This is a genomic window from Paenibacillus sp. BK720, from assembly GCF_011761545.1.
Lineage (GTDB): Bacteria > Bacillota > Bacilli > Paenibacillales > Paenibacillaceae > Pristimantibacillus.
Genome location: NZ_JAASRQ010000003.1, coordinates 333010 through 358762 on the forward strand (window position 1 = coordinate 333010; position 25753 = coordinate 358762).

The window sequence follows — 25753 nt, forward strand, 5'->3', positions numbered from 1 at the left end:
CTCATGCTTCTGAAGCAAAAACCATCAGGAACCCGCTGTCTCGCTATTTGCAGGATCATTCTTTTCAGGAGGGACTATTCAATGCAGATGAATCGAACGGGGACAGTAAGGCGCGCGGCCGTCATCGGCTCCGGCGTAATGGGCGCGGGAATTGCCGCGCATCTGGCGAATGCCGGCATGCGTGTGCTGCTGCTCGATGTCGTGCCGCAGACCATGCTTCCGGAGGAGGAAAAACGCGGACTGACGCTCGCTTCCCCGCAGGTGCGCAGCCGCTTGGCCCAAGCTGCCGTTGCACGCATGGCGAAGGCGCAGCCGGCACCGCTGTATGAGCCTTCTTTCGCCGGGCGTATTACGGCTGGTAATCTCGAGGACCACCTGGCGGGATTATCCGAGGTGGATTGGATTGTGGAAGCGGTTGTGGAGCGGCTGGATGTGAAGCGAAGCCTGTTCGAGCGCGTGGAGAGCGTGTGGAAGCCGGGCACGATTGTCTCCTCCAACACATCGGGCTTATCGGTAGCCGAGATGGTGGAGGGAAGGAGCGAGGCGTTCCGGCAGCATTTTGCGGTGACGCATTTTTTCAACCCTCCGCGTTACATGAAGCTGGTTGAGGTTGTGCCGACGAGCGACACGGATCCGGAAGTTACGGCATTATTGACCGCGTTATGCGAGGAACGGCTTGGCAAAGGCGTGGTTGTGGCGAAGGATACGCCTAACTTCATAGCCAATCGGATTGGCACGTACGGCATGCTGGTGACGCTGGAGGAGGTTTTGAAATTCGGGCTTACGGTGGAGGAAGCGGATGCGCTGACGGGGCCTGCGATGGGGCGGCCAAAGACGGCAACGTTCCGGATGCTGGATCTGGTTGGCCTCGATACGCTGCTTCACGTCGTCGATAATGTCCGGGAGAAAAGCACGGATGCGGCTGAACGCGAGACGTTCGCAAGGCCTCCGTTATTGGAGCAGCTGGTGTTATCGGGCCGGTTGGGCGAAAAGAGCGGCGGCGGGTTTTACCGGAAAATAAGAGGTCCGAAGGGCGGCAGCGAGATCGAATCGCTTGATTTGGAATCGCTTGCTTATCGGCCGCGGAGCTCGGTAAAGGGTCCAATCATCGACGCGGCCAAGGCGGCGAAAGGCACGGGCGGCAAGGTTCGGGCGCTCATCGGCACGGATCCGAAGCATAAATACGCCCGGTTCGCCTGGCAGACGATTAAGCGCACGCTCCTCTATTCGGCATCCCTGGTTGGCGTTATTGCCGATTCCATCACGGATATCGATAAAGCGATGAAATGGGGATTCAGCTGGGAGCTTGGGCCGTTCGAGCTGTGGGATGCGCTTGGGTTAGAGAAGTCCGTAGCCCGGATGAAGGCCGAAGGCGACGCGGTGCCGGAATGGGTGCTGACGTGGATTGCGGAAGGAAACGGCAGCTTTTATAAGGTGCAGGAGGGCAGACGGCTCGTATACGCCGGCGGGGGCGGAGGGTATGCGGCCGAAGAGCTGTCACCGGATGAGATCTCGCTTGCTGCCCTTAAGGAAGCCGGCAGGACGGTACTGCGCACCTCGGACGCGAGCCTTATCGATCTTGGCGACGATGTGGTATGTCTCGAATTCCATTCGCAGAACAATGCCATCGGCGGAGAGATTCTGACGGCGATCCGGCGGACGGCCGAGGAGGTCAGCAAGAATTGGCGCGGGCTTGTTATTGCGAACGACGGACGTAACTTCTGCGTAGGCGCGAACCTGCTGCTTCTCTTGATGGAGGCGCAAAACGGCGAGTGGGACGAAGTCGAGGACATCATCCGGATGTTCCAGAGCAGCATGCTTTCGATCAAAAAATTAGATCGTCCCGTCGTCGCCGCGCCTCACCGGATGACGCTTGGCGGAGGCGTCGAGGCGTGCCTGCCGGCCGATCAGATTATTTTTTCGCCGGAGACTTACTTCGGTCTCGTCGAGACCGGGGTTGGGCTGATCCCGGCGGGCGGCGGCTCGAAAGAGGCTGCCGTTATGGCTGCGGCTAGGGCAGGAGGCGGCGACATTCAGCCGCATTTGAACGCGTTGTTCGAGACGGTTGCGATGGCGCGCACGTCCACCAGCGGCTTCGATGTAGGCCGCATCGGGCTGAAGCGCCCGCAGGACCGCGTCATAATGCGGCAGGACGCGCGGATTGCCGAAGCGAAGCGGGCCGTGCTTGAACTGGACCGGGCCGGCTACACGCCGCAGCCCCAGGCCCGCGTCCGCGTGGCCGGCCGCGAGGGCAAAGCCGTGCTTCGCATGGGCGTGCACAGCCTGCTGCTCGGCGGCCAGATCAGCAAGCATGACGCGCTGATTGGGAATAAGCTCGCGCATGTGATGGCCGGCGGCGATGCCGCGCCCGGAGCGGAGGTCAGCGAGCAGTACCTGCTCGATCTGGAATGCGAAGCCTTCCTCAGCCTCTGCGGCGAGCGCAAAACGCAGGATCGCATGAGCCACATGCTCTCCTCCGGCAAGCCGCTGCGGAATTAGGGCGAAGTAGGGTCAGATCGCCCGACGCAATCGTCATGAGGTGCTGATCGCCGGCCTTCTGCTTAAGCCGTTAGGGTTCGTTAGGGGCCTTAACGTTAAACTAACTTGCAATATGAAGCGCATTAAGGTCCCTAAAGGGCTTTAATACTCAGATTTCAGGTGGAAAATGTTGCGTATCATGCTGATTTCACAAGGTTAAGGTCCCTAACGGACCTTAACCACCCTAACAAACGCCGAACGAGGCCGCATATGGTCCCTGAAGGGCCTTAACGTCGAAACAAGTCCAGAAGCTGCTCGAAAACACGGCTAACGCAGCTAATAAGACCCTCGCAGGGTCTTATCGCAAAAAGAACCACAACAAAAGCGCCGCCTGCGCGATGAGGAAGAGGCGGCGCCAAAAAGAAGGAGGCGCTCTATGGGAGCAGCGGGCAAATTTGCGGATCATGACCGCGATGCCGTTATCGTATCCGCGGTACGAACCGCGGTGGGCAAGGCGAAGAAGGGAAGTCTGGCGGAGACAAGGGCTGAGGACCTTGGACGGGCCGTGCTGACTGCGGCGGTAGGCCGGGTTCCGGGTCTTGATGCCGCCGACGTCGAGGATGTCATCATCGGCTGCGCCATGCCGGAAGGCGAGCAGGGGCTGAACATGGCGCGAATTATATCGCTCTATTCCGGCTTCCCGGTTACGACGCCGGCCGTGACGATTAACCGGTTCTGCGCTTCGGGTCTGCAGGCGATCGCTTACGCGGCTGAACGGATAAGGCTCGGCGACGCCGACATTCTCGTCGCCGGCGGCGTGGAAAGCATGAGCCATGTGCCCATGACCGGCTTTAAGCTGTCGCCGCATCCGGGCATTGTGGATGCCATGCCGGAGGTCTACATGGGCATGGGTCACACGGCGGAGGAGGTGGCGCGCCGCTACAATGTTACCCGCGCGGCGCAGGATGCGTTTGCCGCTTCCAGCCATCGCAAAGCGGCGGCCGCCATTCAGGAAGGCCGCTTCAAAGACGAGATCGTACCGGTGACGGCAACCCGGTCCGATGTGAACGAGTATGGCCGGCCAATTGAACGCACCTTCACGTTCGACACCGATGAAGGCGTCCGTCCGGATACAACGCCGGAGACGCTGGCGCCGCTCAAGCCGTCTTTTGCCCGGGAAGGTACGGTTACGGCCGGCAATTCCTCGCAGATGAGCGATGGCGCAGCCGCGGTTGTTGTGATGAGCCGTGCCAAGGCGAAGGAGCTTGGGCTGACGCCCCTTGCCGCTTTCCGCACCTACCGGGTAGCCGGGGTAGCTCCCGAAGTAATGGGCATCGGCCCGATAGAGGCTGTTCCAAAAGCGCTCAAGGCAGCCAACTTAACGGTTAACGACGTTGATATTTTCGAGCTGAATGAAGCTTTTGCCGCCCAATGCGTGCCGATTATAGAGGAGCTTGGCATCGATCCCGAACGCGTGAACGTAAACGGCGGGGCGATTGCGCTTGGTCATCCGCTTGGCTGTACGGGGACAAAGCTGTCGGTATCGCTTATTCACGAGCTTAGGAGACGCGGTGGCGGAATCGGGGTTGTCACGATGTGTGTTGGCGGAGGAATGGGAGCCGCTGGCGTGTTTGAGGTATACGCGTAGCATAGCGCGCAAGTGGAGGATGCAGGAAGGCGAAAGGGAAAGGGGACGTATAGCATGGGGGAAAACATTCGGTTTGGCGGTCGTTTCGTAATCGAGGATGCTCTGCCGTCCGCGACGGTGACGCCGGAGGATTTCAACGAAGAGCAGAAGATGATGGCGGATGCGGCGAAGCAGTTTGTGGAGGGAGAGATTTTTCCGCTTGATGAGCAGATTGAGGGCCTCAACTATGAGCTGACGGTAAAGCTGATGCGCCAGGCCGGCGAGCTTGGCCTTCTTGGAGCGGATGTACCCGAAGCCTATGGCGGTCTTGGACTTGATAAAGTAAGCACTACCCTGCTGTCGGAGACGCTTGCCCGCGCCTCCTCTTTCGCGCTGTCCGTTGGCGCGCATACGGGGATCGGCACGCTGCCGATCGTCTTTTTCGGAACGGCCGCGCAGAAGCGCAAATACTTGCCGAAGCTCGCCACGGGTGAGCTGATCGCCGCCTATTGCTTAACGGAGCCGGCCTCCGGATCGGATGCTTTAGGCGCCAAAACGACGGCAAAGCTGTCGCCTGACGGCAGCCACTATATTCTGAACGGCTCCAAGCTGTACATCACCAACGCGGGCTTTGCGGATGTGTTTATCGTATACGCGAAGGTGGACGGGGAAGCGTTCAGCGCGTTTATCGTGGAAAAAGGAATGCCGGGCTTCAGCCTTGGTCCGGAGGAGCACAAGATGGGCATAAAAGGCTCGTCGACGCGCCCGTTATTTTTCGAGGATGTCGCGGTGCCGGTGGAGAACGTGCTTGGCGAGATCGGCCAAGGGCATAAAATCGCGTTCAACATCCTGAACATCGGGCGGTTCAAGCTGGGAGCGGGCTGTCTTGGCGCGGCAAAGGAAACGATCGAGCTGGCCTCCAAATACGCCAACACGCGCAAGCAGTTCGGCCGCGCCATCTCCTCTTATCCGCTGATTGGCGCCAAGCTGGCGGATATGAATATCAGAACCTACGTGCTGGAATCCATGGTATACCGGACCGCGGGCTGGATCGATGCCATGCTGAGCGCCGAGGGTGCCGGAGCGGATGCGCCGGATGCCGGAATGCGGGCGGCGAAAGCAATCAGCGAGTACGCGCTGGAATGCTCGATTAATAAGGTGTTTGCGTCGGAGACGCTGGATTTTGTCGCGGACGAGGGGATCCAGATCCACGGCGGCTACGGCTATATCAAGGAATACAAGGTGGAGCGTATTTACCGGGATTCGCGGATTAACCGGATTTTCGAAGGGACCAACGAGATTAACCGGATGCTCATTCCGGGAACCTTGCTGAAAAAAGCGATGAAGGGCGAGCTCCCGCTGCTCGAAAAAGCGCAGTCCCTGCAGGCCGAGCTGCTGCAGCCGATGCCGGTTCCGCCGTTTGATGAGCCGCTCAGCCGGGAGGCATACCGCGTATCGCAGGGGAAAAAAGCATTTCTTGCCGTCGGCGGGCTTGCCGTGCAAAAGCTTGGCATGAAGCTCGACCAGGAGCAGGAAGTGCTCTGCTCGCTTTCGGATATCATGATTCAGCTCTTCGCGGCGGAAAGCGCGCTGCTCCGCACGCAAAAGCTCGTGCATAGCGGCGCGGATGCGGGGAACGCGATTCAAATGACGGAAGTCTTCGTACAGGAAGCGCTGGAGAAGATCGAAGCGATTGCGAAGGTTGCTCTGGCGGCGCTGGCGAAGGGAGATGCCTTGCAGATGCAGCTGTCGGTCTTGAAAAAGCTGATGCGCGGTCCGCTGGTCGATACGATTGCGGCCAAGCGGGACATTGCCGCGCGCGTCATTAGCGGGGAGCAATATATTGTGTAGGAGGGGGAACGCCATATGGGTAAGGCAGATCCGGAAAACCCGCTTGTACCCGAGGATCGGCAAAAGCCGGCCAATTCCGCACCTGACGAAACGCCGCTATCGCCACGGCAGGAGGAAGCCGCAGCCCCGCAGCTCATAGAAGCCGAGCCTCAGGCGGCTCCGTCCGCGGGGGCCGAGCCAAGCGAGGAAGCTGCCGCAACCGATGAAGCCCCAGCGACTAAAGCTGCTCCGTCGCCGGCGGAGGCCGAGTCGAGCGAGGAGCCTGCCGCAGCCAATGCCGCCCCGGAGGCAGAGCCATCCGCGGAAGCGATTGTGCCGGAGGCTGCGCCAGCAGCGGCCTCTGCTCCATCGGCAGAGGCCGAGCAGAGCGAAGTGCCTGACGCAGCAGACGCCGCTCCGGAAGTTACGCCTGCACCGTCCGCCGCAGACATGCCAGGCGATGAGCCGGCTCCCGAGGAAGCCGTTGCCTCCGCGGCATCGGAGGAGCCCGAGGCTCCTCCCGTCATTCCAAAGCCGTGGCTGCGGCATTACCCGCTGGAGATCCCGGCTTCCCTGGATTACCCGAATCATGGCATTCCGCAGTTCCTCATGAATGCCGTGGAGAAATTCCCGGCGAATGAAGCCGTTCATTTTCTCGGCAAATCGCTCACCTACCGCGAGCTTTACGACCATACCTGCCGCTTGGCTAACGGTCTGATCTCGCTTGGCGTCAACCGCGGCGACCGCGTGGCCATTATGCTGCCGAACTGTCCGCAGGCGGTGATCTCTTACTACGCCGCCCTAATGATTGGCGCCGTTGTGGTTCAGACCAATCCGCTTTATGTGGAGCGGGAGCTGGAGCATCAGCTGAAGGACAGCGGGGCGACAACGATCATTACCGTCGACCTGTTCTATGAGCGCCTTGCCAACGTGCGCGGCGAGCTTCCGGAGGCGGGAGCCGTTCCGAAGCTCAGGAACGCGATCATTACGTCGCTGAAGGACGGACTTCCTTTTCCGAAAAATCTCCTCTATCCGCTCAAGCAGCGCAAAGAAGGCTTCAAAGCCGATATTCCGTACGGCCGTCTCGGCGTTGTCTCTTATAAGAAGCTTCTGTCCTCCAGCTCTAATCTTCCCGTCCTGACCGATATCCACGGCGGCGATCTCGCCCAGCTTCAATATACCGGTGGCACGACCGGAACGCCGAAAGGGGTGATGCTGACGCACCGGAACCTTGTGGCCAATACGATGCAGACCTCCGCCTGGTGCTACAGGGTGAAGGATGGCTACGAAAGATTTCTGGCGGCGCTGCCGCTATTTCATGTATTTGGCTTAACCGTGTTAATGAATTTCTCCGTTATGCGCGCCGGCTCGCTGGTGCTTCTGCCGCGATTTGAGACCGAGACGGTGCTCGATACGATAAGCCGGCAGCAGCCCACGCTGTTCCCGGGTGCGCCAACGATGTATGTGGCATTGATTAATCATAAGAATTCAGCCAGCACCGATCTTTCCTCGATCGAGGCTTGCATCAGCGGATCGGCGGCGCTGCCGCTGGAGGTGCAGGAGCAGTTCGAGAAAATGACCGGCGGCAAGCTGATCGAAGGCTATGGCTTGACGGAAGCTTCGCCGGTGACGCATGCCAATCTGATCTGGGGCAAGCGCAAAATCGGCACGATCGGCATGCCTTTTCCGGATACGGAGGCCGCGATCTTCAGCCCGGAGGGCAAGCCGCTTCCCGTTCGCGAGGTTGGCGAGCTTGTCATTCGCGGTCCTCAGGTCATGAAGGGCTACTGGAACAATCCGAAGGAGACCGAAATCGTGCTGAGGGATGGCTGGCTGCACACCGGCGACCTTGGCTATATGGACGAAGACGGCTTTTTTACGATTGTGGACCGGATCAAGGACGTCATTATTGCGGGGGGCTTCAATATTTATCCGCGCGAGGTCGAAGAGGTGCTGTATGAGCATCCGGCCGTCATGGAAGCCTCCGTCCTTGGGGTGAAGGATCCGTACCGCGGCGAGACGGTGAAGGCTTTCGTTGTACTTAAAAAGGGCTCTTACGTATCGGCGGCCCAGCTCGACGTCTGGTGCAGGCAGCGGCTTGCCGCGTTTAAGGTGCCGCATCTGTACGAGTTCCGGGACTCGCTTCCGAAGACGATGATCGGCAAGGTCTTGAGACGCAAGCTGATGGAGGAGCTGGAGAAGGAGCAATAACTTAAGAGGCGGTGATGCGCGTGGCGGAGGATTTTGCCGCGGAGCAGGCGGATATCGAGAGGCATTTGGCGAAGCTGGAGGAGCTGGCCAGCGGGACTTTTTGGAGCGAGCTTGGTTGCGAGGTTGTCTTTGCCCATGCGGAAAAAGCGGCGATCCGGCTACGCGCGGAGCAGCGACATTTGAATCTGATTGGCATCGTGCATGGCGGGGTATTGATGTCTATGCTGGATAATGCAATGGGTCTAGTCGTCATGATCGCATGCCGCGAAAAGACGGTTACCGCAGGCCTGAACACGCATTTTCTGGAGAGCGCGAAGAGCGGCAATCTGGTGTGCGAAGCCGAGATCATGCACCGGATTGGACGGACGATTACCCTGCAGGCAACGGTGAAGGATGAGGAAGGAAGATTGATCGCGTGGGGAAGCGGAACCTATCGGATTGTGTCGCGATAACGAATATTTAGTCAATTTGGCCGAGTTGCTGACGGACGGTTGGTTCGATATAATATATCCTATATATGGAAGAAAAATTTATAGGCGAATAAACTGAAACCAAAACAGCTTTCAGCCGATAAATATAAGAAGAGAGGAGGCGGGAGCATGGTCGATGGATGGATTACCGCGGTCGTTTTGCTATTTGGGATTGCAGTTGCGATAATTGGCGTTTTTGCCTATTTACGAATGTTTAACAGGAACGAAACGCACCATTCATCCATGGACGTTCCGCCTCCGTCAATTCCCCCGAAAGCCGCTCCGCCAAAGGCCGAAGAGCCTCCGGCTAAGCCGCCTCGGGAGAACGAAGGCACGGGTTAGATTAACATTTGTTTATTTTACAATCTTGCCCGAAATGTTATAATAGTAAGAAAAATGCAAACATTGTGACTCATTGACCATGGAGTTGCCTGCACTGAAATGGGGGGTAATTTGCGGCGTAAATGCCGCATCCGTTCTCGGATTTGTTGTTTAGGACGACCATCCAACGTATAGGGGAGGAGATTTCATGGCGAAACATAGCCAGAATGAGGTCAAGGAAAGCCTGAAGGAACTCACGAGAATTTTTCAGCCGAAGGATCCGCGCAAGTTTGTTAAAGACTATATCCGGAAGTATAGGATAACGGGCGGATACGAGGATGAATTAACAATTTTAGTGGAAGACGAGATGGGTAAGATCAACTCCTCGGTCAGTTGAGCGCATACGAAATGGCTTTGCATCTGTATGATACAGGTGCAAAGCCTTTTTTGTGCTGCGGATAAGAGATTGGACTGGATGTAATCCTTTTGTAAGGATTTGATAATGCTTTTGCAAGAGCCCCGTTCTTCAATGGTTAGCTTTTTCCGGTAAGCTAGGAGTCGTGAATAGCTTGGGTGGCACTCATAGGCTTGAAAGGGGAGATAAACATGAAGAAACAAGTATGGGCTATCGTTGTGCTGGGAGGCGTACTGCTGTTAAGCGCATGTAATGCAGACAATAATAAGGACAAGATGAGCAATAAGCCGGCATCGGAGATGAATGACAACAAGGCTATGAACGAAGACAAGCCGATGAACGACGACAAGCCGATGAACGACAACAAGTCGATGAACGACGACAAGATGATGAATGACGACAAGTCGATGAACGACGACAAGTCGATGAACGACAGCAAATAAAGCCCGTTGCGCGTTATCCCTCTGCCCGGCGGCAGGGGGATGCTCTTTCTTTTGCCGGGTACAGTCGTAACCGATTTAAACAAGCCGTATAATAGAAGCATCAAGAGGTTGTTGGACGGGAGGGCAGCGGATGGGCGCAAGCATAATAGTAGCGGACGATGAGAGGAATATTACGGATGTATGCCGGCGGTATTTGGAGCGGGAAGGCCATGTGGTGTGGATAGCGGAGAACGGGGAAGAGGCGATCCGCCTATGGAAGGAGCATCGCCCGGACCTGTTGGTGCTGGATTTAATGATGCCGAAGGTGGACGGAATTGAAGTTTGCGATAGGATTCGGCAGGTCGACGATACCCCGATTATCATGCTTACAGCCCGCGGCGAAGAGCCGGACCGGCTGCTTGGTCTCACGATGGGCGCTGACGATTATATGACGAAGCCATTCAGCCCTAGAGAGCTTGTGCTTCGAATCCATAATATTTTGCGGAGAGTGGGCCGGAGAAGCGATGCATCGCCCGGGGAACGGGATGCGGAAAAGCTTCCGGAGGAAGCATCGGGTCAAGCGATTTATCTCGAAGGCTTATCGATCTACCCGCAAGAGAGAAGGGTTTCCGTTCTGGAGTCGGATGTCGAGCTGACCGTGAAGGAATTCGATCTGCTGCATTTGCTCGCCATGTATCCCGGCAAGGTGTTCTCGCGCAGCCAGCTGCTTAATCAGGTATGGGATATCGCCTACGACGGGGATACGACAACCGTAACCGTGCAAGTCCGGCGCCTGCGCGAGAAAATCGAGCCTAATCCGTCTGACCCGCGCTGGATTAAAACGGTATGGGGTATAGGCTACAAGCTGGACCCCAAAGGGAGCCCGGGATGAAGCTTCGAACCTATCTCTTGCTCGCCAACACGATTAGCATTGCGTTTATTATCGTGCTTCTTCTTGTTTTCTTTCAATACATGCTGGTTACGCGGGAGCAGCTGATATGGCTTTGTATCGCTACGGTAGGAGCAGGAATGGCATCCGCGCTGCTCTTCTTCCTTCTGGTTCGTCCGCTTGAAGCCTCGGTGCGCCGGGTCGGGGAAGGTGCTGCCCGAATTGCCGCCGGGGAGCTGCAGACAAGGGTGGAGCCTGCTGGTCTGAAGGAATTCAAGCAGCTGGCGGATCAATTCAACCGGATGGGCGCAAGCTTGGAGCAGAGCTTCCTGCAGGTTCGCGCGGCCGAGTCCGCCCAGCGGGAGCTGGTGGCCAATATGGCTCATGACCTGCGTACGCCGCTGGCTTCCATGCAATCCTATGCGGAAGCCCTGGAGGACAGGGTCCTTGAAGACGAAGCGGAATACCGCCGTTATCTGGGCACGATCCGTTCGGAGACGATGCGTTTGAGCGAGCTTATACAGGATTTGTTCGAGCTGTCTACTCTGGATGCGGAGGCGCAGGACAAAGAAATTAGTCACACGGCCGTTGTGGAGGACGTGCTTCTCGAGCTGCATCCGCGATTCTCGCTTCAGCTGGAGGAGATGGGACAACAGCTTCGAGTCCGTCTGCCGGAGCGTCCGCTGCGGGTCAACATGAAAGCCCGGCATCTGCAGCGCGTCCTGCAAAATCTGATCGAGAACGCCGTTCGTTACTCTCCTCGCGGCGGCATTATCCTCATTGAGGCCGACGAGCTGGATGGCAGCATGCTCCGGTTATCGGTGACCGACGAAGGAGTCGGGATTGCGGAAGGCGAGCGGGAGCGGATCTTTGACCGCTTCTACCGGACGGATCGCTCCCGCAGCCGCGAAGGCGGCGGTTCGGGTCTTGGGCTGTCGATTGCCAAACGGCTGGTGGAGCAATACGGGGGCTCTATTGGAGTCGAGCAGCCGGACGGTCAAGGCAGCCGATTCTGGTTCACGGTTCACGAAGGGAAGAAGACGTCTCATTTATGAAAGGAGGACGAGGATGGGAGATTTTCTGAAATGGGTACGCAAGGGGTTTGGCCGGAAGCTTACCCTCCTGCATGCTTGGAACGGCTGGATTGTGGTCGTGCTGGCCTTGTCCGGGATCATGCTGGTGATGAATTACTGGCGCGGCGTGCTTGGGGAAGGAAGGGTGTGGCTGAAGGAGCTGCACATTATCGTCGGCTTGTTGTCCCTTGTTCCGGTTGTGTTCTATCTCTTGCTCGCGGCCAAGCACTGGAAGCAGCTGAGAGGCAAAGGCTGGCAGAAGTTTAATGTTTTTGTCGTGCTTGGCCTGCTTGTCGGATGGCTCATCTCGGGCGTGTTGCTCTGGCAGTTCCGCGCCGTAGGGCCGTGGTGGTCGAACCATGCGCTGACCGTACATGATCTCTTAACCTGGATTGGCCTGCCTTATATTATTTACCATTCCATTACCAGGACGAAATGGCTCAAGGAGCCGAACCGGCGAACGGTGCGCACGGAGCGTGAACAGAAAACGGTGGACGTACCGATTCATCCCGCGGCAAGCCCGCAGTCGTACTTGTCCCGGCGTTCATTTGTAAAATGGGCGGTTGGAGGCGGTATTGCGATTGCGGTTGGACCGTCTTTTCTGAAGTGGACCGTCAATACGCTTGGCGTCAGCCTCGGGAGTCCCTCTTACGAGGAGATTGTGACAAGGGATGGCAATCAGCTCGCACCTCTGCCGCAGCCCATGCCAGCCTCCGCGCCTCCTATAGGCGGGGGAGCCAAAGGCGACTTCCGGATCTATTCCGTGACGCCGATTCCGTCCTTCTCCAATGAGACCTGGTCCTTCACCATAGACGGGCTGGTCGATAAGCCCATGACATGGAACTGGGAGCAATTCGTGAAGCTGACGCGCAAGGTTCAGGTGAGCGATTTTCACTGCGTGACGGGCTGGTCCGTGTACAAGAATACGTGGGAAGGCATTCCGCTCAAGCAGTTTCTGCAGGAGGCCGGGGTTAAAACAAACGCGAAAACGGTGAAGTTCTACTCAGGCGATGGCGTATACACCGATGCGCTCACCCTCGAGCAGGCGCAGATGGACGACATTATGGTCGCGATGCTGCATGACGGCAATCTAATCCCAAGCGAGCTCGGCGGCCCGGTCCGGCTGATCGTGCCAAAAATGTACGCGTACAAGTCGGTGAAATGGCTTAACCGGATCGAGCTGATCGACAAGGATCATATCGGCTATTGGGAAGAGCGGGGCTATGATATTGATGCTTGGGTGTAGGGAAAGGCCAGAAATCCTCTGCGAGGAAATCTGGCCTTTTTGTTGATTGCTCATACCTTTGAATTAATATTAACGGAAGAGCTTTTACTGTCCCAGCTTACGTTCTTCCCAAGAGCTTCCGCTACAAAACGAAGGGGTACAAAAGTAGAATTTTTGAACATCTTTGGAGCAATACTCAATGACTTCGCTTGTCCGTTCACATAGGCCGTTCGCGAACCCATTTTCATTTGAATCGTTAGTCCTTCCTTTGTACCGGTTATCGTTTGCGAGGAGGAATTCCAGCCAACCTTCAAGCCCATACTCTCAAACAAGGAGCGGAAGGGGACTAACACGGAACCGTTATCCATTATAGGAGCTACCGACATAGGCAAATAGCGATTATTCTGATAAACCTGGATTTGTTTTTTGCCAAAGGCTACAAGTCCAATGTCGTGATTAATGGAATAGAGGTTACCGCTGCTTCCGATGACAACTTCTGAGATTTTATACCAGTAAGCATTCCTGAGAAAGACGAATATTTCATATCCGTTATGGTCGAGACCGATGATATTGCCAACCCCCGTAACGAAATAGAGATTTCCCATATCGTCTGTAACGAGAGGTTTAGTGGAGCCGACTCCGTACTTTTCAGTCGATCTTGGTATGTATGACCATTTAATCGTTCCTTTATAATCGAGTTTTTGAATATCCCTTCTGTTGTCGAAGTAGTAACCACCCTTGCCGTCGGTTGGAATGCCTGAGGATCGGATATCCGATAAATCGGATTGACCGGAAAGCTTAACCTGGCTGCCGTCCGATGCTTTCAAGGCATGCAAACCGCTGGAAGTAAGCATATAGAGGATGCCTGCGTCCGAGAAATAAGGATAGAAAACGTCAAACTGATTCAGGTAGCTTTGAGGCGTTGAACGCCATCTTTCCGTTCCGTCGGAATGAATGGAGATGATCTCTTTACTCTCGGAATCCACATATATATTTCCTTTTGGGTCAATAAATAAATAGGAGGAACGCGTGCTTGGCGATGGTTTGTTCGGATCGGAAGTACGAATTTCTTTGTTTGTCCAATTAACCTCCCCCTTTGCATTACGAGAGATTAATCCGTCTGCAGAGAAATAGACAAAATTGCCGTGAGAATCACCGGCAAAATGCGAGTCGAACCTGCTATAAACCATGGTATCGGGCGGTAAATACCATTTGACCTTTCCTTCTGGCGATAGGGCATATATGGAGGTCATGCCGGGCTGCGTAAGGAAATCAGAGCTGTAAGCATAGATCGTTCCATCCTGGCCTAAAACTAAATAAATAACGGATAACTCAAAGCCCATATCCAATTGAACGCTCCATTTTTCCTTTCCATTTGGATAGACGGCATGAACCTTATTGTCCGCATCGCTCATATAGAGGACCCCATTCTTGTCCTGAACAAGGTTAAATAAGAGCGAGTTATCTCTTTTCCATTTGTATTCATAGTTCGCCGAGTTAAGGAGCTTCAGATTCGGGCGTTTCGGAGGGGTTTCGTCGAAATCCCAGTTAAGCGCAGTGCCGGAGGAGTCAGGCAGATATACATTGGCTGCACTAAATCCGGTAAAAGGTATACTTAAAACAATTAAGAGCAAGACGATAAAGACCATGGAAATCTTTTTCAACATCCTTCACATCCCTCTCTGGAATACTTTCTATTATAGGTTGAAATGGATAAATACGACAGGTTGTCGTTATTTGAAAATGAAAATAAAATAGTCGCTTTCCTCAGGAACAAACAACGTGCCGGGACAGGTCCCTACCCAATACACTGTTAACCATATACAGATCATAGATCAGTTATATGAGTGGAGGGATAGAGGCTTTGCCAAGAGCAAAAAGACTTACCGTTGAGGAGCGGGTCAGCAGGCTGGAGCGGCCGATTACGGCAAGCAGGATTGCTCCCAGAGCAATAACGGCCACCAAGCTGGCGAGAAATGCAGTAACGCCAGGCAAACTATCTTCGGATGTCATTCCCGCTTTGATTGCCAGCCCGAATTTTAACCGTTCCATTGTCTCTGCCTTGCCTGAGGTATTAGCGACGCCTGCTTTTGACAGGGTTGTCCGCACGGTTCTGCCGCAAGTCATCGAGCATCCCGTATTCGATAACGCGGTCCGTTCCGTACTGCCCGGAATTGTGTCTTCTCCGGCTTTCGTGCAGGCGATACAGGCTGCGAATCTCACAGGGGCAGAAGCTACGGCGACTTCCGATGTTGTCGGATTACAAAGAGAAGCGATACAGCGAGATGTACAAGGGGCGCAAGGTCCTCAGGGAGCGCAAGGTGCTCAAGGAGCTCAAGGCGTGCAAGGCGTTCAGGGGCCGGTCGGGGCACAAGGAGTGGCCGGAGCTGCGGGGCCGCAGGGAGTTCAAGGTCTATCCGGACCTTCGGGTATTGCGGATATCCGCTTCTCCGGCAGCAGCGAACAGATTGACCTGGTGAATAACCAGGCCACGGTAGAGCTAACCTTAACGCCGATCGTGCTCTTGGCTAACCAAGTGGTGAAGCTGGATGCTTTTGCGAATGTGGATTTTACAGTGGTTCAGAGCTACTTGGTTAACGGCGTTCTCTCCAGAAACCCCGAAGACGTTATCGCTGCCGATAATGAGGCGATAACGCAGCAGGGAAATCAGGCGGATTTCTCCCAAGTTTCCGTGACTAGCGCTCTCACCTGGGTAGACAGTCCGGGGCCGGGAACGTATACGTACTCTTTTACCGTGACGGCCTCTGCCGCCTCGCAACAACAGCTTGCCGGTGGTTCGATCAATACCCGGGGCTTAACGGCTACGGTTATTAACACGGTTACGAGTGAGACTTTTTAAATCGTAAAGGCCGGATTTCCTTGGTGGAATTCCGGCCTTTTTGGCATACGCGCAGCTCTTCAGAGCGCCGCTTTGTTAAAACCTTTCGCAATCAGCCAAACGGCCAGGATCATCTCGTTTGCCGCTACCGGCAGGGAGAGGAGACCGCCCCAGACCGACAGCTGAGAGAATACGCCAAACATTTCGAACAGCGAGGCGCTAAACACGAGTACGGCGCCGGTCATGCCAAGGATCGGAATGAAGCGGGGGACAAGCCCGGATTTGTAGAAAATGTAGCTGTACAGCATCGTATTAATGCCGAGCAAGAAGTTAGGGCCAAGCATAAAGGTCCAGTCATGCACTGCCAGGAACAACGTTCCGGCAGCTTCATAGGATGCGGAATCGGGAGCGCCAGCGGAGACATATTGCCGGCTTAAGGTGACGAGGGACAGCATGCCAACTATGCCAACCGTGATAACGACGGCCTCGAGCAGGCGGAAGCAGACATGGCCGAGTGCGATGCTTTCGTTGTATTTTTTGAGAAAAGGATACATGGTGACCGCGGTGCCAACGGCAGAAGCAACTAGGATCAACTCCATTAGTGCTCCGAGGATAATCTGGCTTGCTTGCTCGGAGCCGTTCGTCAGGTAATTCGCGTGGTTAAGAATAGGGCCGTAGAACAGAAGCCCTAATACGGATGATACGGCTGCGAGTATAAACAGGGTGCCGGTTACTTTAGGCGTTTTGGTTATGGAAACCATATGTTGCCTCCTCATATTTATTGGCTCGTATCATCCCCGTAGAAGAAGATCTCTTCGATTGGCAGTCCAAAAGCGTGGGAGATCCGGAAGGCTAGCTCGAGGGACGGGGAGTAGTTGCCTTTTTCCAATGCGACTATCGTTTGTCTCGTGACGCCGACCTTGTCAGCCAATTGCTGCTGTGTCATCTCGTTAAGATTAAACCGTAATTTGCGGATGTGGTTGCCGACAAGATTTTTAGCCATGTTAAACTCCTTTCCGGTAATGGTATAGCTTCGTGATCGAGCCGGTAACGTCCGACAGGAATCCGGAGGCGATCAGGATAAGGAACATCAGGTTTAGCGGCTGATCGGTAGCAAGAGACACCATGGCAAGCAGAAAACCGAGTATGAATAGGAAAAAAGAGTTCCGGTGAGCTTTCAACTCAATAAGTTTATCCAATTCGTCGGCAAAAGCGGGTTCCTTCTCCCCGGTAGTGATCCGGAAGATGATGTTGAAAATAATGCTGATCGCAATATGCGCGATAATCGATACCAGCGTCAGGACCAACACGAAGGAGCCCCAGTAACGGATGCTTTCTTCAAGTGCCATTCCTTCCTCCGGGTACTGCGCGTACTTATACAAGCAATAGACGGCAAAAATAAGCACGGCGCTAATTAACGTGGTGATGCTTTTCTTCTCCTGGTAGGTCAAGCGGTGTACCTCCTTGAATGGTAAAATAAGTTAAGTTCTATATACAAAATGTAATCTAAACTATACTCAATGTCAAGTTAACTTTACATGTATGACAGGCCTATTTTTAAAGATGAAAAAAGCCCTCCCACGCATAAAGCTTGGCGCGGGAGAACCTTTGGATGAGAATTTATAAGTGTCGGATTAGTAACGGTCCATAATCAATTGGGTTTTCAGCGAGTCCTGAGCGAGGAACCAGCCTTTGTTTTGCAAGTACGTGACCAGCTCATCATGCTTAGTGGAAGCGGTTGTTGCGCTGTTCGTTTTGAAGGAAGCCTCGACCACATATTCCGTGCCGGTGCCTGCGGCGTTCTTAATCGGCCATACTTCGATGTATATCTGCATGCCGCTCCATGTCCCGATGGAACGTTTGGCGAGCACCGGGCCAAAATATCGGGAGGTTTGCAGCTTGGTCGTACCCCAGTCGTTAAACAGCCAATCGTTGAATTTATCCGGTGCGTTGTTGATCATCAGGCTGCGGGCGTCGCTGATCGACGGGAGATCCATGCCGCTGTAGCCGGACTTGCTGCCGCTTTTGGTGCGGGTGATGCTAAGCGTTTTTTTGAGGTAACCCCATTCGACTTGAGCTTCGTAGTTCGTATCGCCGGAGTTAAAGCCATCGTTGTTCGCTTGCGTCAGCGCCGCGTTAATATCGTTATTGGTAATGGCGTAGCGCTTCTTGTAGGACAATTCGAAGTCGTCTTCGCCTTCCGTCTTGCGGATGCGGGTGCTCCAGCCGTTGTTGTAGATGTCTTTGGCATTGGTATCAAGGAAGGCCACGTTCATCTTCGTTACCGTTGTAGGCATCGAGAAGGCGCTTAATACCGAGCTTGTCAGCTTGAAATCCGGGCCAAGCGTTGTGCTTGGATTCATAAGAAGCTTAACCTCGTAATCCGGAACCATGTTGCTTGCCGCATGCGCCTCGGAAGGGGCGATGCCGGCTTCGGTAACGAGCGCAGCACCCAGAGCGATAATGACGGCTGCCGTACCGATGAAACGTTTGAACATAAATTCATCTCCTTTGATAAAATATTGGAATAATGATTCCGAAGAAGATAATATCTATGAATTATTTGCGCATGATTATGCTTGTATGCAATATTTGTAAACGGTGATTTACAGGGTTAGAAGATAGGGACCGGAATCATGTATAATGCTCATATAGCATACATACGAAAGGCGGTTATTCCTTCATGAACAATATCGTATCGTTAAAATGGCTTCTTGCCCGCTTATATGAGACAGACCTCGTTATCGTCGACTGCCGCTTCCAGCTTGGCAAGCCGGACTTCGGCCGCGAGGCTTATGAAGCCTCCCATATTGCAGGGGCCGTATATCTGGATTTGGAAAAGGACCTGTCCGCTCCAATCGACGAGCATGGCGGACGCCATCCGCTGCCGGACATCACCGATCTGACAATCGCGCTCAGTAAGGTTGGCATCAGCAATGAAACCCGCGTTGTCGCTTACGACGACCAAGGCGGAGCATACGCTTCCCGTCTATGGTGGCTGCTGAAATACTTGGGCCATGAGCAGGTGTTCGTGCTGGACGAAGGCTTTACCTCTTGGCAAAATGCCGGCTTCCCGGTGAACGCCGAGCAGAAGGTGCTTGTACCTGCGCGCTACCTGGCAACCGTGCAGCATAACATGCTGATCGAGATGGATGAAGTGAAAGAGAAGCTTGGCGTTGAGCATATCACGCTGATCGACTCCCGCGACGGCGCGCGTTACCGCGGCGAAGTCGAGCCATTAGACCGGATTGCCGGCCATATTCCGGGAGCTATCAATCGTCTCTGGTCGGAAGGCAAGGGAGAAGACGGCAAGTGGAAAAACGCCGACGAGCAGGCAGCAAGATTCGAAGATCTGCCGAAGGATCAGGAGACCATCGTCTACTGCGGTTCCGGCGTAACGGCATGCCCGAACGTGCTGGCTTTGCAGGAAGCGGGCTTTACGAAGGTAAGGCTGTATGCGGGTAGTTGGAGCGATTGGATTTCGTATGAAGAGAATCCGATTGAGGTTGGGGAAGAGTAAGGCATAGTAGTATGCTGATTGTAAAAACATCGCCAAGAGGCCTATACGGCCCTAGCGATGTTTTTTACTTCGAAGTCTAACAAACGGTTCATGACAGTGATCACAGAACGGGTCAAACAGAAGGTATGCCCATGTCTCTTGAAACGCCGTGTATATAGACGGAGGGCTAAGCTAGACCGCCATTACGAAGTTGTTCCCGACCGAGTCAAAGAGTTAAAATAAACAAGACAGCAATGCAAATTGATTGAACCGAACAATCTCCTATTCTAAATATAGGGGGGCTTCACACGTTTAGTACTTTTCTCATTATCTCAAGTCTTCTCATACGTTTACTCTTTGATTGAGTACCTTCCGAACTAAGTCGTTTGTATTCTTGGATATCACGAAATAATTCATCACCGTATAGTTGCATTTGCTTCGTTGGATCATCATATGTCTCAACAAAAGTGTTTAAGTTTTCTAAAATTGAATCTTTTAAAGTCTTTCCTGATTTTATTGAGATGTATGCCACAATAAACATAATATACAAATGAGTAGTTTTTCTAACGAAGTTGATAATATGATCATTCAACATAATTGAATTAATCGCATCTAGTATACTAATAAAAGTTGCAAAATCATCATCTCGTTCACTGTACTCTTTATTAAATAGATCATAGACGCGGTTAATGTTAACTTGTGTAGTCTCTTCTTCAACACCAAATCTTAGAAAGATTAATAGACTACTAACAAATTGCATGTCCGCCATTCGTCTTATTTGAGTTGAGGAAAAGATATTCCATGCTTCCCAGAAGGGGTAAGAAGCCAATTCCTCAGCTAATTTGAGGAATTCTCCATCAAATTCAGCATTTCGAAGTTCTTGAGGATTTAAAGAGTTACTAGTGCTATTTAAACGCAAAAACATTGCAATAATGTCTGATTTTTGAACTTCATCTTTAATAAACCTTGTTGAAAATGGGTATGCCCAAATTGCTGCCTTTTGTTGATCTGATAACTCTTTAAATGATTTATTGCAATATTCGCTTTCTTTGTTTTCTATAAAGGCTCTTTCTAAAATAAATTGTCCATTGATAAAATCATAAACTGCCCCGATTCGCTGTTGGCCATCGACAATGCTATATGTTGTTTCACCTGTATCAGGGTTCGTATTGACAGACCACAAGTAAATTTCGGGTATAGTATACCCGAGTAGTATTGTCTCAATTAATCTTACTTGATGTTTTACTAGCCAAACATAATTTCTTTGAAAGTTGTTATCAACAATGAGGTCTCCGTTTCTCATTCTATCTACGATCCATTTTACATCTCTTGTTTCATTTTTAATTAGATCAATTTTCCGTGTCATTTTCTTCGGTGCCTCCTTCAGGCGAGTAGCCTCTCTTTAAGTCATCTAAATTTCGAGTATAATATCTTTGAACTGCATCCCAAGAGTCAAAAATACGATAATTTATCGTGTGTTCCTTTATATCATAGAACAATTGTAAATCCTTTTGGAAGCCACTGGCCCTTTTGTTCCATTCAATAAACCGCTCATTTGAATCATCGAAACCGTCTAAGCAAATAAATTGTCTGAAGAGCGAACTTGTGACTCGTTGATATTTTTTGATGTAGCGTTGACCACTATACATTTCTAAATATGCATTCCAAAATTGGTAGAATAAGTTCCTTGATACTAGCACAATATCAATATCTGACTTCTCAGTAAAATCACGAAAGCCTTTTTTTGGATTTAGGCTGAATCCAATCTTTGCACTTCCAAATATAGCGATGTCATTTATATGAATTCCAAGCTTATTAGCAATATACCTTTTCATTTCATCATATATTCTTGAAAAATCAGATTTCCCCAAAAAATTCTTATAATACCATACCTCATTGCCGAGTAAGTATTTTTGATAAAAGTCGAGGGAATCTATATTCATTACATCTTGTTTCATTTGTTCGACATTCATTGACACACCTCACAGCAGTGTTTGGTAGTTTTTGCCTAGTCAACATTATACTTATTGATGGGAACTAAGCAATAATAACTTACTGCATCCGGAGAGCATTAGCATATATAAATCGTCAACTGGAGTGATTGGATTAGCTATGAGGGGAATCCGATTGAGGTTGGGTAAGATTTGAATTAAGAAAAAGTATAATGCGAGATTAGATACAGAGAACGGCGAGAGAGATGCCGGTGCTCTGTATTTTTTATACGCTGAAATCAACACGGAGTCCAATTTAGACTTGTTAAGCTAGATTATAGCTGAATTCTTTACTTATTTATATCTCAGAGACTTAGAATACAAACAATTATTTACTCATTTAAATCTTGAAGAAAGATCAATTAATGTGTTTAAAGGATAATTATAAAAAAGATATAACTACATGGATAATGGGAAATAAATCAGGTTCGAGAAATAGCAGAACTATTAGTGTCACTTTAGTAAAATTATAGAGGCATATGATGACGTAATTAAAAAGTTTGAGGAAATTGTCAACAAGGCGGGTTCTTGGTAATAGACAAAGGTTTGAAATGAAACATTAGTGAAAATTGTTTTATCTTGTAAAGTAAACAACTGTAAATTATGATGAATTTATTATCTGGAAAATGGGGAGAAAAAAATGCCAAGACCATTTTTAGAAGAGGTATTTAAAGATTCTGGAGTGCCGACAGTTACGTTTGTAAAACCAATAGAGTTTCCAAAGTTACTTGTTTCCTTAAGGACACAGGGTAAAGGGCTAGTAGTTGAGGGTCCTTCCGGGATTGGGAAAACATCTAGTATAACTAAAGGTTTGGAAGAGTTAGGAAGTAATATGCCAGTTACTAAATTAACGGCAAGAAAAGCAAAAGACATTATTACAATAAAAGAAGTTCCAACCGTTGAACCTGAGGGGATTATCATAATTGATGATTTTCATCGTCTTGATGCAGATACTAAAAGTTCAATTGCAGACTACATGAAGACACTGGCAGACGAAGAGTCATCCAACACAAAAATTGTAATAGTTGGTATCAATAAAGCTGGAGACTCTTTAGTTAAATTTGCAAAGGACTTAAATAACAGAATTGATACAATTAGGTTTGAATCGAATCCTGAGGAAAAGGTTTTGGAATTAATTAATAAAGGTGAAAGGGAATTAAAAATTCAGATTAATACTAAGCATGATATTGCAAGAGAAGCACAAGGAAGCTTTCATATTGCTCAAATGCTTTGCAAGGAACTTTGTCTACATGCAGAAATTCTTGAAGCAAGAGATGAAGAGACTACGATTAGTACAAGCTTTGAAATAATTAAACAAAAAGTGTTTGAAGAGTTAGGAAGAGCATTCTATGAAACGGCACGAAACTTTGCAACTGGGCCAAAACTTCGAAAAGATGGAAGAGCACCATACCTTCATATACTTTATTGGCTAGCTATTAGCAACGAACTGGCCTTGGATTTAAACCAGGCTGTTCGTGACTATCCTCAACATAGAAGTAGCGTTACAACTGTTATGGATAAGGGGTATTTACAGAGTTTTCTTGATGGGGACTATTCAAAAATGTTTTCTGAGTGTCTACATTATGATTCCAACACAAATGTAGTGAGTGTTGAGGATCCCAAATTTGTTTACTATATTCGAAACATACAATGGAAGAAATTTGCCGTTCAAGTTGGTTATAAAACAATTAATTTTAAGTCAACTTATGATTTTGCTCTGTCTTTTGCAGGAAGTGATCGTGATGTTGCTGAGGCACTATTTAAATATTTATCTGAAGAAGAAGTATCTATATTCTATGACAAAAATGAACAACATAGAATATTAGCTGAAAATGTTGAGGAATACCTTGGTCCAATTTATCGAAGTGAAGCACAGTTTGTGGTGGTATTATTGGGGACAGATTATCCCAAAAGAATATGGACTAAATTCGAATCGCAACAATTTAAGGATCGGTTTGGGGAAGGCAGCGTTATACCAATTTGGTTTAATACTGCTCCTGTTGGTTTGTTTGATTCTTCAGCTAGTGTCGGGGGAATTGAGTTTAAGCGAAATGAAGATTTTGAAGAGCAAATATCATATATAGTTAGCACTCTGTTAAAGAAGCTTGCTGATTTTAGAAGCACTAGTGCTGCTGGAGTTGCGACAAAGAATATGGGAAAAGGGATTCAGCTTATTGAAAATGAAGGTGGACAATTATCCTTTTTTTAAGAAAAGGTTATTTAATTTAATTGAATGTCGGTTGGAGCTGTAGCCAGAGAGTAATCGGATTCCTCAACTGGAGTGATTGTATCTCCTATGAGGGGAATCTGATTAAGGTTGGGGAAGAGTAAGAGCGGAGTTGAACAGAAGATGAGATACAGAGCACGGCGAGGTGTATGCCGCTGCTCTGTATTTTTTATGCTTTGTTGCAAAGTTAGATCAACAGAAGGTATTAGAAAGTGAGCACTACAAAACAAAAAGCCGCGCATCCGCGCGGCTCCCGCCTGAAAATCGTTAAATCTGTACCCCTTGCTTCCGGTACACCTCTGGAAAATGATCACCCACAAGCAGCTCGCCCGGCTTTACGTTGACGTAGGAGAGCATGACGTGCTCGCCTACGGGCTCGTAGCGGGTGTGGCCCGGCATGTAGTGCACGGCGATGGCGCGGCGCTTCATCTCGGAGCGGTTGTTCGGGCTGCCGTGCCAAGTCAGGCAGTGGTGGTATCCCACTTGGCCTTTCTTGATCTCGAACGGCACGGCATTTACGACCGCGTTGTTCGGCAGCATCTCCGGTTGTTGATGGTACGGCATGAAGTCCGGCGTGTTCGCCAGATAGCGCTGGTGATTGCCCCATTTGTGGCTGCCCGGCACCATCCACATGCAGCCGTTCTCGATGACGGCGTCGTCAAGCGCGACCCATGCGCTGACGAGATCGGCAGGCTGGATGATCGGCCATAGCGGATGATCCTGGTGCCAGTTCGTAGGTCCGCCTGTAATCGGCGGCTTATATTGCACTTGGTCATGCCAGATGCGAAGCGAATTGGAATGGCACAGCTGCGCCACTTCCTCGCAGATGACCGAATGCGCGGCATGCTGGAGGAAACGATCGCTGGCGAGCCAGATATTCACGATCTGGACGACACTCTCGCTTGTGATCATTTTCATATTGTCATAAGGGGAATCCGAATCCAGCATGTTGCGATTCAAGACAGGCTTATTGACGGTCTCGCCGTTCATCACCTTATCCAGCTCCTCGCGAAGTTCCTCTACCTGGTCGTCGTTCAACACGACCCCGCCTTTTAGAAAACCGTTGTTTTCAAACTCCGCGATTTGTGCTTGACTTAACATAACAACTCCTCCTTAATAATCAATCGAACTTGCGTTATGGCTTGATGTGCTAAGCATAGCGGAGTTTATAAGCGGTGTATTTACAGATACGAAACAGGTCTTTGCACTTTTCAAATATCCTGGATCATTCCTGTCATGAGGTGATTTCGCCGTATGTTTCAAGACTCGCTGCATTCCATTCCGGATATCGTCCTGGGCTCTATCGATGACCTGCAGCCAACGGTTAATTTTGCAAGCCATGCCGAAGTGCCTGCCGCAGAGCAATGGGGGCCTCGCATCATCCCGGACTATCAGCTATTCTGCCTGCTCTCGGGCGAAGCCGAGATAAGTATCGGCCAAGAGCAATATACGCTGGCAGCAGGAGACAGCGCGTTGTACGGACCCCATTGTCCGCATCGGATTATCGCTCGAACGGGTGCCGTCTTCATCGGCATCCATTTTGCTTACCGGCAGCCGTCGCCAGAGCCTGTCCATCCCGCATTCTCGATTGAAGCCTGCAGCGAGGAGAAGCTTAAGGCCAGTATCCGTCCCAGCTACAAGCTCGAGCTCCCAAACAAAGAGCTGCTGGAGCTGCCGCCTTTCTTCACCAAGCCTGACCTCAAACCGATCCTGATGCGGATTGTAAAAGAATACATGAACGAGCAGCCGGGCTACCGCATCTTGCTGCGATCGTTAATGACAGAGCTAATTACTACGCTTGTCCGCAGTCAGCTGACGACGCGTCCGAGGTCACCGGAACAGGACAAGATTGATCCTGCCCTCCAGGCGATCAACGAGCAGCCGGAGAAGAACTGGACCGTAAATGAGCTGGCTGCTCTATGCGGCTATCACGTCATTTATTTCTCATCGCTGTTTCGCAAATGTACCGGAGATAGCCCGAAGCAATATCTCATCAACGAACGTATCCGTAAAGCGAAATATTACCTGCTGAGCGGCGAGAAGATGGATGTGATCGCAGAGCGGCTTGGCTACGCCAGCGTCCATTATTTCTCCCGCAATTTTAAAGAGGGGACCGGTCTGACGCCTACGGAATTCAAAAATGGATAGTCCAAACTCGATGCATCGATTACCGACGTTACGGTATCCTATGTTATTCTAAAAGTATATCGATTGGATCTCCTAACGAGAATCCGTT

23 protein-coding genes are annotated in these 25753 nt (G+C 51.3%); 15 read left to right on the forward strand and 8 right to left on the reverse strand.

The annotated features are described in order from the left end of the window. Window positions 1-81: 81 nt before the first annotated feature. From FHT67_RS13530 to FHT67_RS13580, 11 genes are all read left to right on the forward strand, one after another. Window positions 82-2499, forward strand: a complete 2418-nt coding sequence (locus FHT67_RS13530) for a 3-hydroxyacyl-CoA dehydrogenase/enoyl-CoA hydratase family protein (protein ID WP_167198901.1) — start codon at window positions 82-84, stop codon at window positions 2497-2499. 415 nt (window positions 2500-2914) lie between these two features. Next, on the forward strand, window positions 2915-4126 hold the full coding sequence (locus FHT67_RS13535; RefSeq protein ID WP_132311175.1) for an acetyl-CoA C-acyltransferase: 1212 nt from the start codon (window positions 2915-2917) through the stop codon (window positions 4124-4126). A 54-nt stretch (window positions 4127-4180) separates the two neighbouring features. Further along, on the forward strand, window positions 4181-5956 hold the full coding sequence (locus tag FHT67_RS13540) for an acyl-CoA dehydrogenase family protein (RefSeq protein WP_167198904.1): 1776 nt from the start codon (window positions 4181-4183) through the stop codon (window positions 5954-5956). Window positions 5957-6385: 429 nt separating this feature from the next. Next, window positions 6386-8146 (forward strand): long-chain-fatty-acid--CoA ligase, encoded by a 1761-nt coding sequence (locus FHT67_RS13545; RefSeq protein ID WP_481856708.1) that lies wholly within the window; start codon window positions 6386-6388, stop codon window positions 8144-8146. Window positions 8147-8166: 20 nt separating this feature from the next. Further along, window positions 8167-8598, forward strand: a complete 432-nt coding sequence (locus tag FHT67_RS13550) for a PaaI family thioesterase (protein WP_243711766.1) — start codon at window positions 8167-8169, stop codon at window positions 8596-8598. A 147-nt stretch (window positions 8599-8745) separates the two neighbouring features. Then, on the forward strand, window positions 8746-8958 hold the full coding sequence (locus FHT67_RS13555; protein WP_167198907.1) for a hypothetical protein: 213 nt from the start codon (window positions 8746-8748) through the stop codon (window positions 8956-8958). Between the two features lie 187 nt (window positions 8959-9145). Further along, the gene (locus FHT67_RS13560) at window positions 9146-9334 is read left to right on the forward strand and encodes a hypothetical protein (RefSeq protein ID WP_012772497.1); all 189 of its coding nucleotides are present in this window, start codon (window positions 9146-9148) and stop codon (window positions 9332-9334) included. A gap of 209 nt (window positions 9335-9543) precedes the next feature. Further along, window positions 9544-9795 (forward strand): hypothetical protein, encoded by a 252-nt coding sequence (locus FHT67_RS13565; RefSeq protein ID WP_132311167.1) that lies wholly within the window; start codon window positions 9544-9546, stop codon window positions 9793-9795. Window positions 9796-9925: 130 nt separating this feature from the next. Beyond that, the gene (locus FHT67_RS13570; protein ID WP_132311165.1) at window positions 9926-10666 is read left to right on the forward strand and encodes a response regulator transcription factor; all 741 of its coding nucleotides are present in this window, start codon (window positions 9926-9928) and stop codon (window positions 10664-10666) included. Continuing rightward, on the forward strand, window positions 10663-11718 hold the full coding sequence (locus tag FHT67_RS13575) for a sensor histidine kinase (RefSeq protein WP_167198910.1): 1056 nt from the start codon (window positions 10663-10665) through the stop codon (window positions 11716-11718). The genes FHT67_RS13570 and FHT67_RS13575 overlap by 4 nt, the downstream gene beginning before the upstream one ends. 13 nt (window positions 11719-11731) lie before the next feature. Further along, window positions 11732-12982, forward strand: a complete 1251-nt coding sequence (locus FHT67_RS13580) for a molybdopterin-dependent oxidoreductase (RefSeq protein WP_132311161.1) — start codon at window positions 11732-11734, stop codon at window positions 12980-12982. Between the two features lie 50 nt (window positions 12983-13032). On the opposite strand, the gene FHT67_RS13585 is transcribed toward FHT67_RS13580, so the two are convergent. After that, window positions 13033-14628 (reverse strand): stalk domain-containing protein, encoded by a 1596-nt coding sequence (locus tag FHT67_RS13585; RefSeq protein ID WP_167198913.1) that lies wholly within the window; start codon window positions 14626-14628, stop codon window positions 13033-13035. A gap of 197 nt (window positions 14629-14825) precedes the next feature. Here FHT67_RS13585 and FHT67_RS29695 point away from each other — a divergent pair, with 197 nt between their 5' ends. Beyond that, the gene (locus tag FHT67_RS29695) at window positions 14826-15821 is read left to right on the forward strand and encodes a hypothetical protein (protein WP_208403282.1); all 996 of its coding nucleotides are present in this window, start codon (window positions 14826-14828) and stop codon (window positions 15819-15821) included. A gap of 59 nt (window positions 15822-15880) precedes the next feature. On the opposite strand, the gene FHT67_RS13595 is transcribed toward FHT67_RS29695, so the two are convergent. From FHT67_RS13595 to FHT67_RS13610, 4 genes are all read right to left on the reverse strand, one after another. Next, window positions 15881-16561 carry a DUF4386 domain-containing protein gene (locus FHT67_RS13595; protein ID WP_167198916.1) on the reverse strand — a complete coding sequence of 227 codons (681 nt, stop codon included), beginning with the start codon at window positions 16559-16561 and terminating at the stop codon, window positions 15881-15883. A 17-nt stretch (window positions 16562-16578) separates the two neighbouring features. Further along, window positions 16579-16803: a helix-turn-helix transcriptional regulator gene (locus tag FHT67_RS13600; RefSeq protein ID WP_167198920.1), complete on the reverse strand. Its 225-nt coding sequence runs from the start codon at window positions 16801-16803 to the stop codon at window positions 16579-16581. A 1-nt stretch (window position 16804) separates the two neighbouring features. After that, window positions 16805-17251: a hypothetical protein gene (locus FHT67_RS13605; protein ID WP_167198923.1), complete on the reverse strand. Its 447-nt coding sequence runs from the start codon at window positions 17249-17251 to the stop codon at window positions 16805-16807. Between the two features lie 183 nt (window positions 17252-17434). Then, window positions 17435-18298, reverse strand: a complete 864-nt coding sequence (locus FHT67_RS13610) for a hypothetical protein (RefSeq protein ID WP_132311151.1) — start codon at window positions 18296-18298, stop codon at window positions 17435-17437. Window positions 18299-18483: 185 nt separating this feature from the next. Between FHT67_RS13610 and FHT67_RS13615 the strand changes: the two genes are divergently transcribed. Continuing rightward, window positions 18484-19320: a sulfurtransferase gene (locus FHT67_RS13615; RefSeq protein ID WP_167198924.1), complete on the forward strand. Its 837-nt coding sequence runs from the start codon at window positions 18484-18486 to the stop codon at window positions 19318-19320. 283 nt (window positions 19321-19603) lie between these two features. Here the strand turns inward: FHT67_RS13615 and FHT67_RS13620 are convergent, their stop codons facing one another. Both FHT67_RS13620 and FHT67_RS13625 read right to left on the reverse strand, forming a co-directional pair. After that, window positions 19604-20665: a DUF262 domain-containing protein gene (locus FHT67_RS13620; protein WP_167198927.1), complete on the reverse strand. Its 1062-nt coding sequence runs from the start codon at window positions 20663-20665 to the stop codon at window positions 19604-19606. Beyond that, entirely contained in the window at window positions 20649-21272 is a 624-nt protein-coding gene (locus FHT67_RS13625; RefSeq protein WP_167198930.1) for a hypothetical protein, read from the reverse strand. The genes FHT67_RS13620 and FHT67_RS13625 overlap by 17 nt, the downstream gene beginning before the upstream one ends. Window positions 21273-21930: 658 nt before the next feature. Here FHT67_RS13625 and FHT67_RS13630 point away from each other — a divergent pair. Continuing rightward, entirely contained in the window at window positions 21931-23499 is a 1569-nt protein-coding gene (locus FHT67_RS13630; RefSeq protein ID WP_167198933.1) for a TIR domain-containing protein, read from the forward strand. A 285-nt stretch (window positions 23500-23784) separates the two neighbouring features. Here FHT67_RS13630 and FHT67_RS13635 read toward each other — a convergent pair whose 3' ends face one another. Beyond that, the gene (locus tag FHT67_RS13635) at window positions 23785-24618 is read right to left on the reverse strand and encodes a phytanoyl-CoA dioxygenase family protein (protein ID WP_167198935.1); all 834 of its coding nucleotides are present in this window, start codon (window positions 24616-24618) and stop codon (window positions 23785-23787) included. A 153-nt stretch (window positions 24619-24771) separates the two neighbouring features. Here FHT67_RS13635 and FHT67_RS13640 point away from each other — a divergent pair, with 153 nt between their 5' ends. Beyond that, window positions 24772-25665, forward strand: coding sequence for an AraC family transcriptional regulator (locus FHT67_RS13640; RefSeq protein WP_167198938.1), 894 nt, complete (start codon window positions 24772-24774; stop codon window positions 25663-25665). Window positions 25666-25753: the final 88 nt, after the last annotated feature.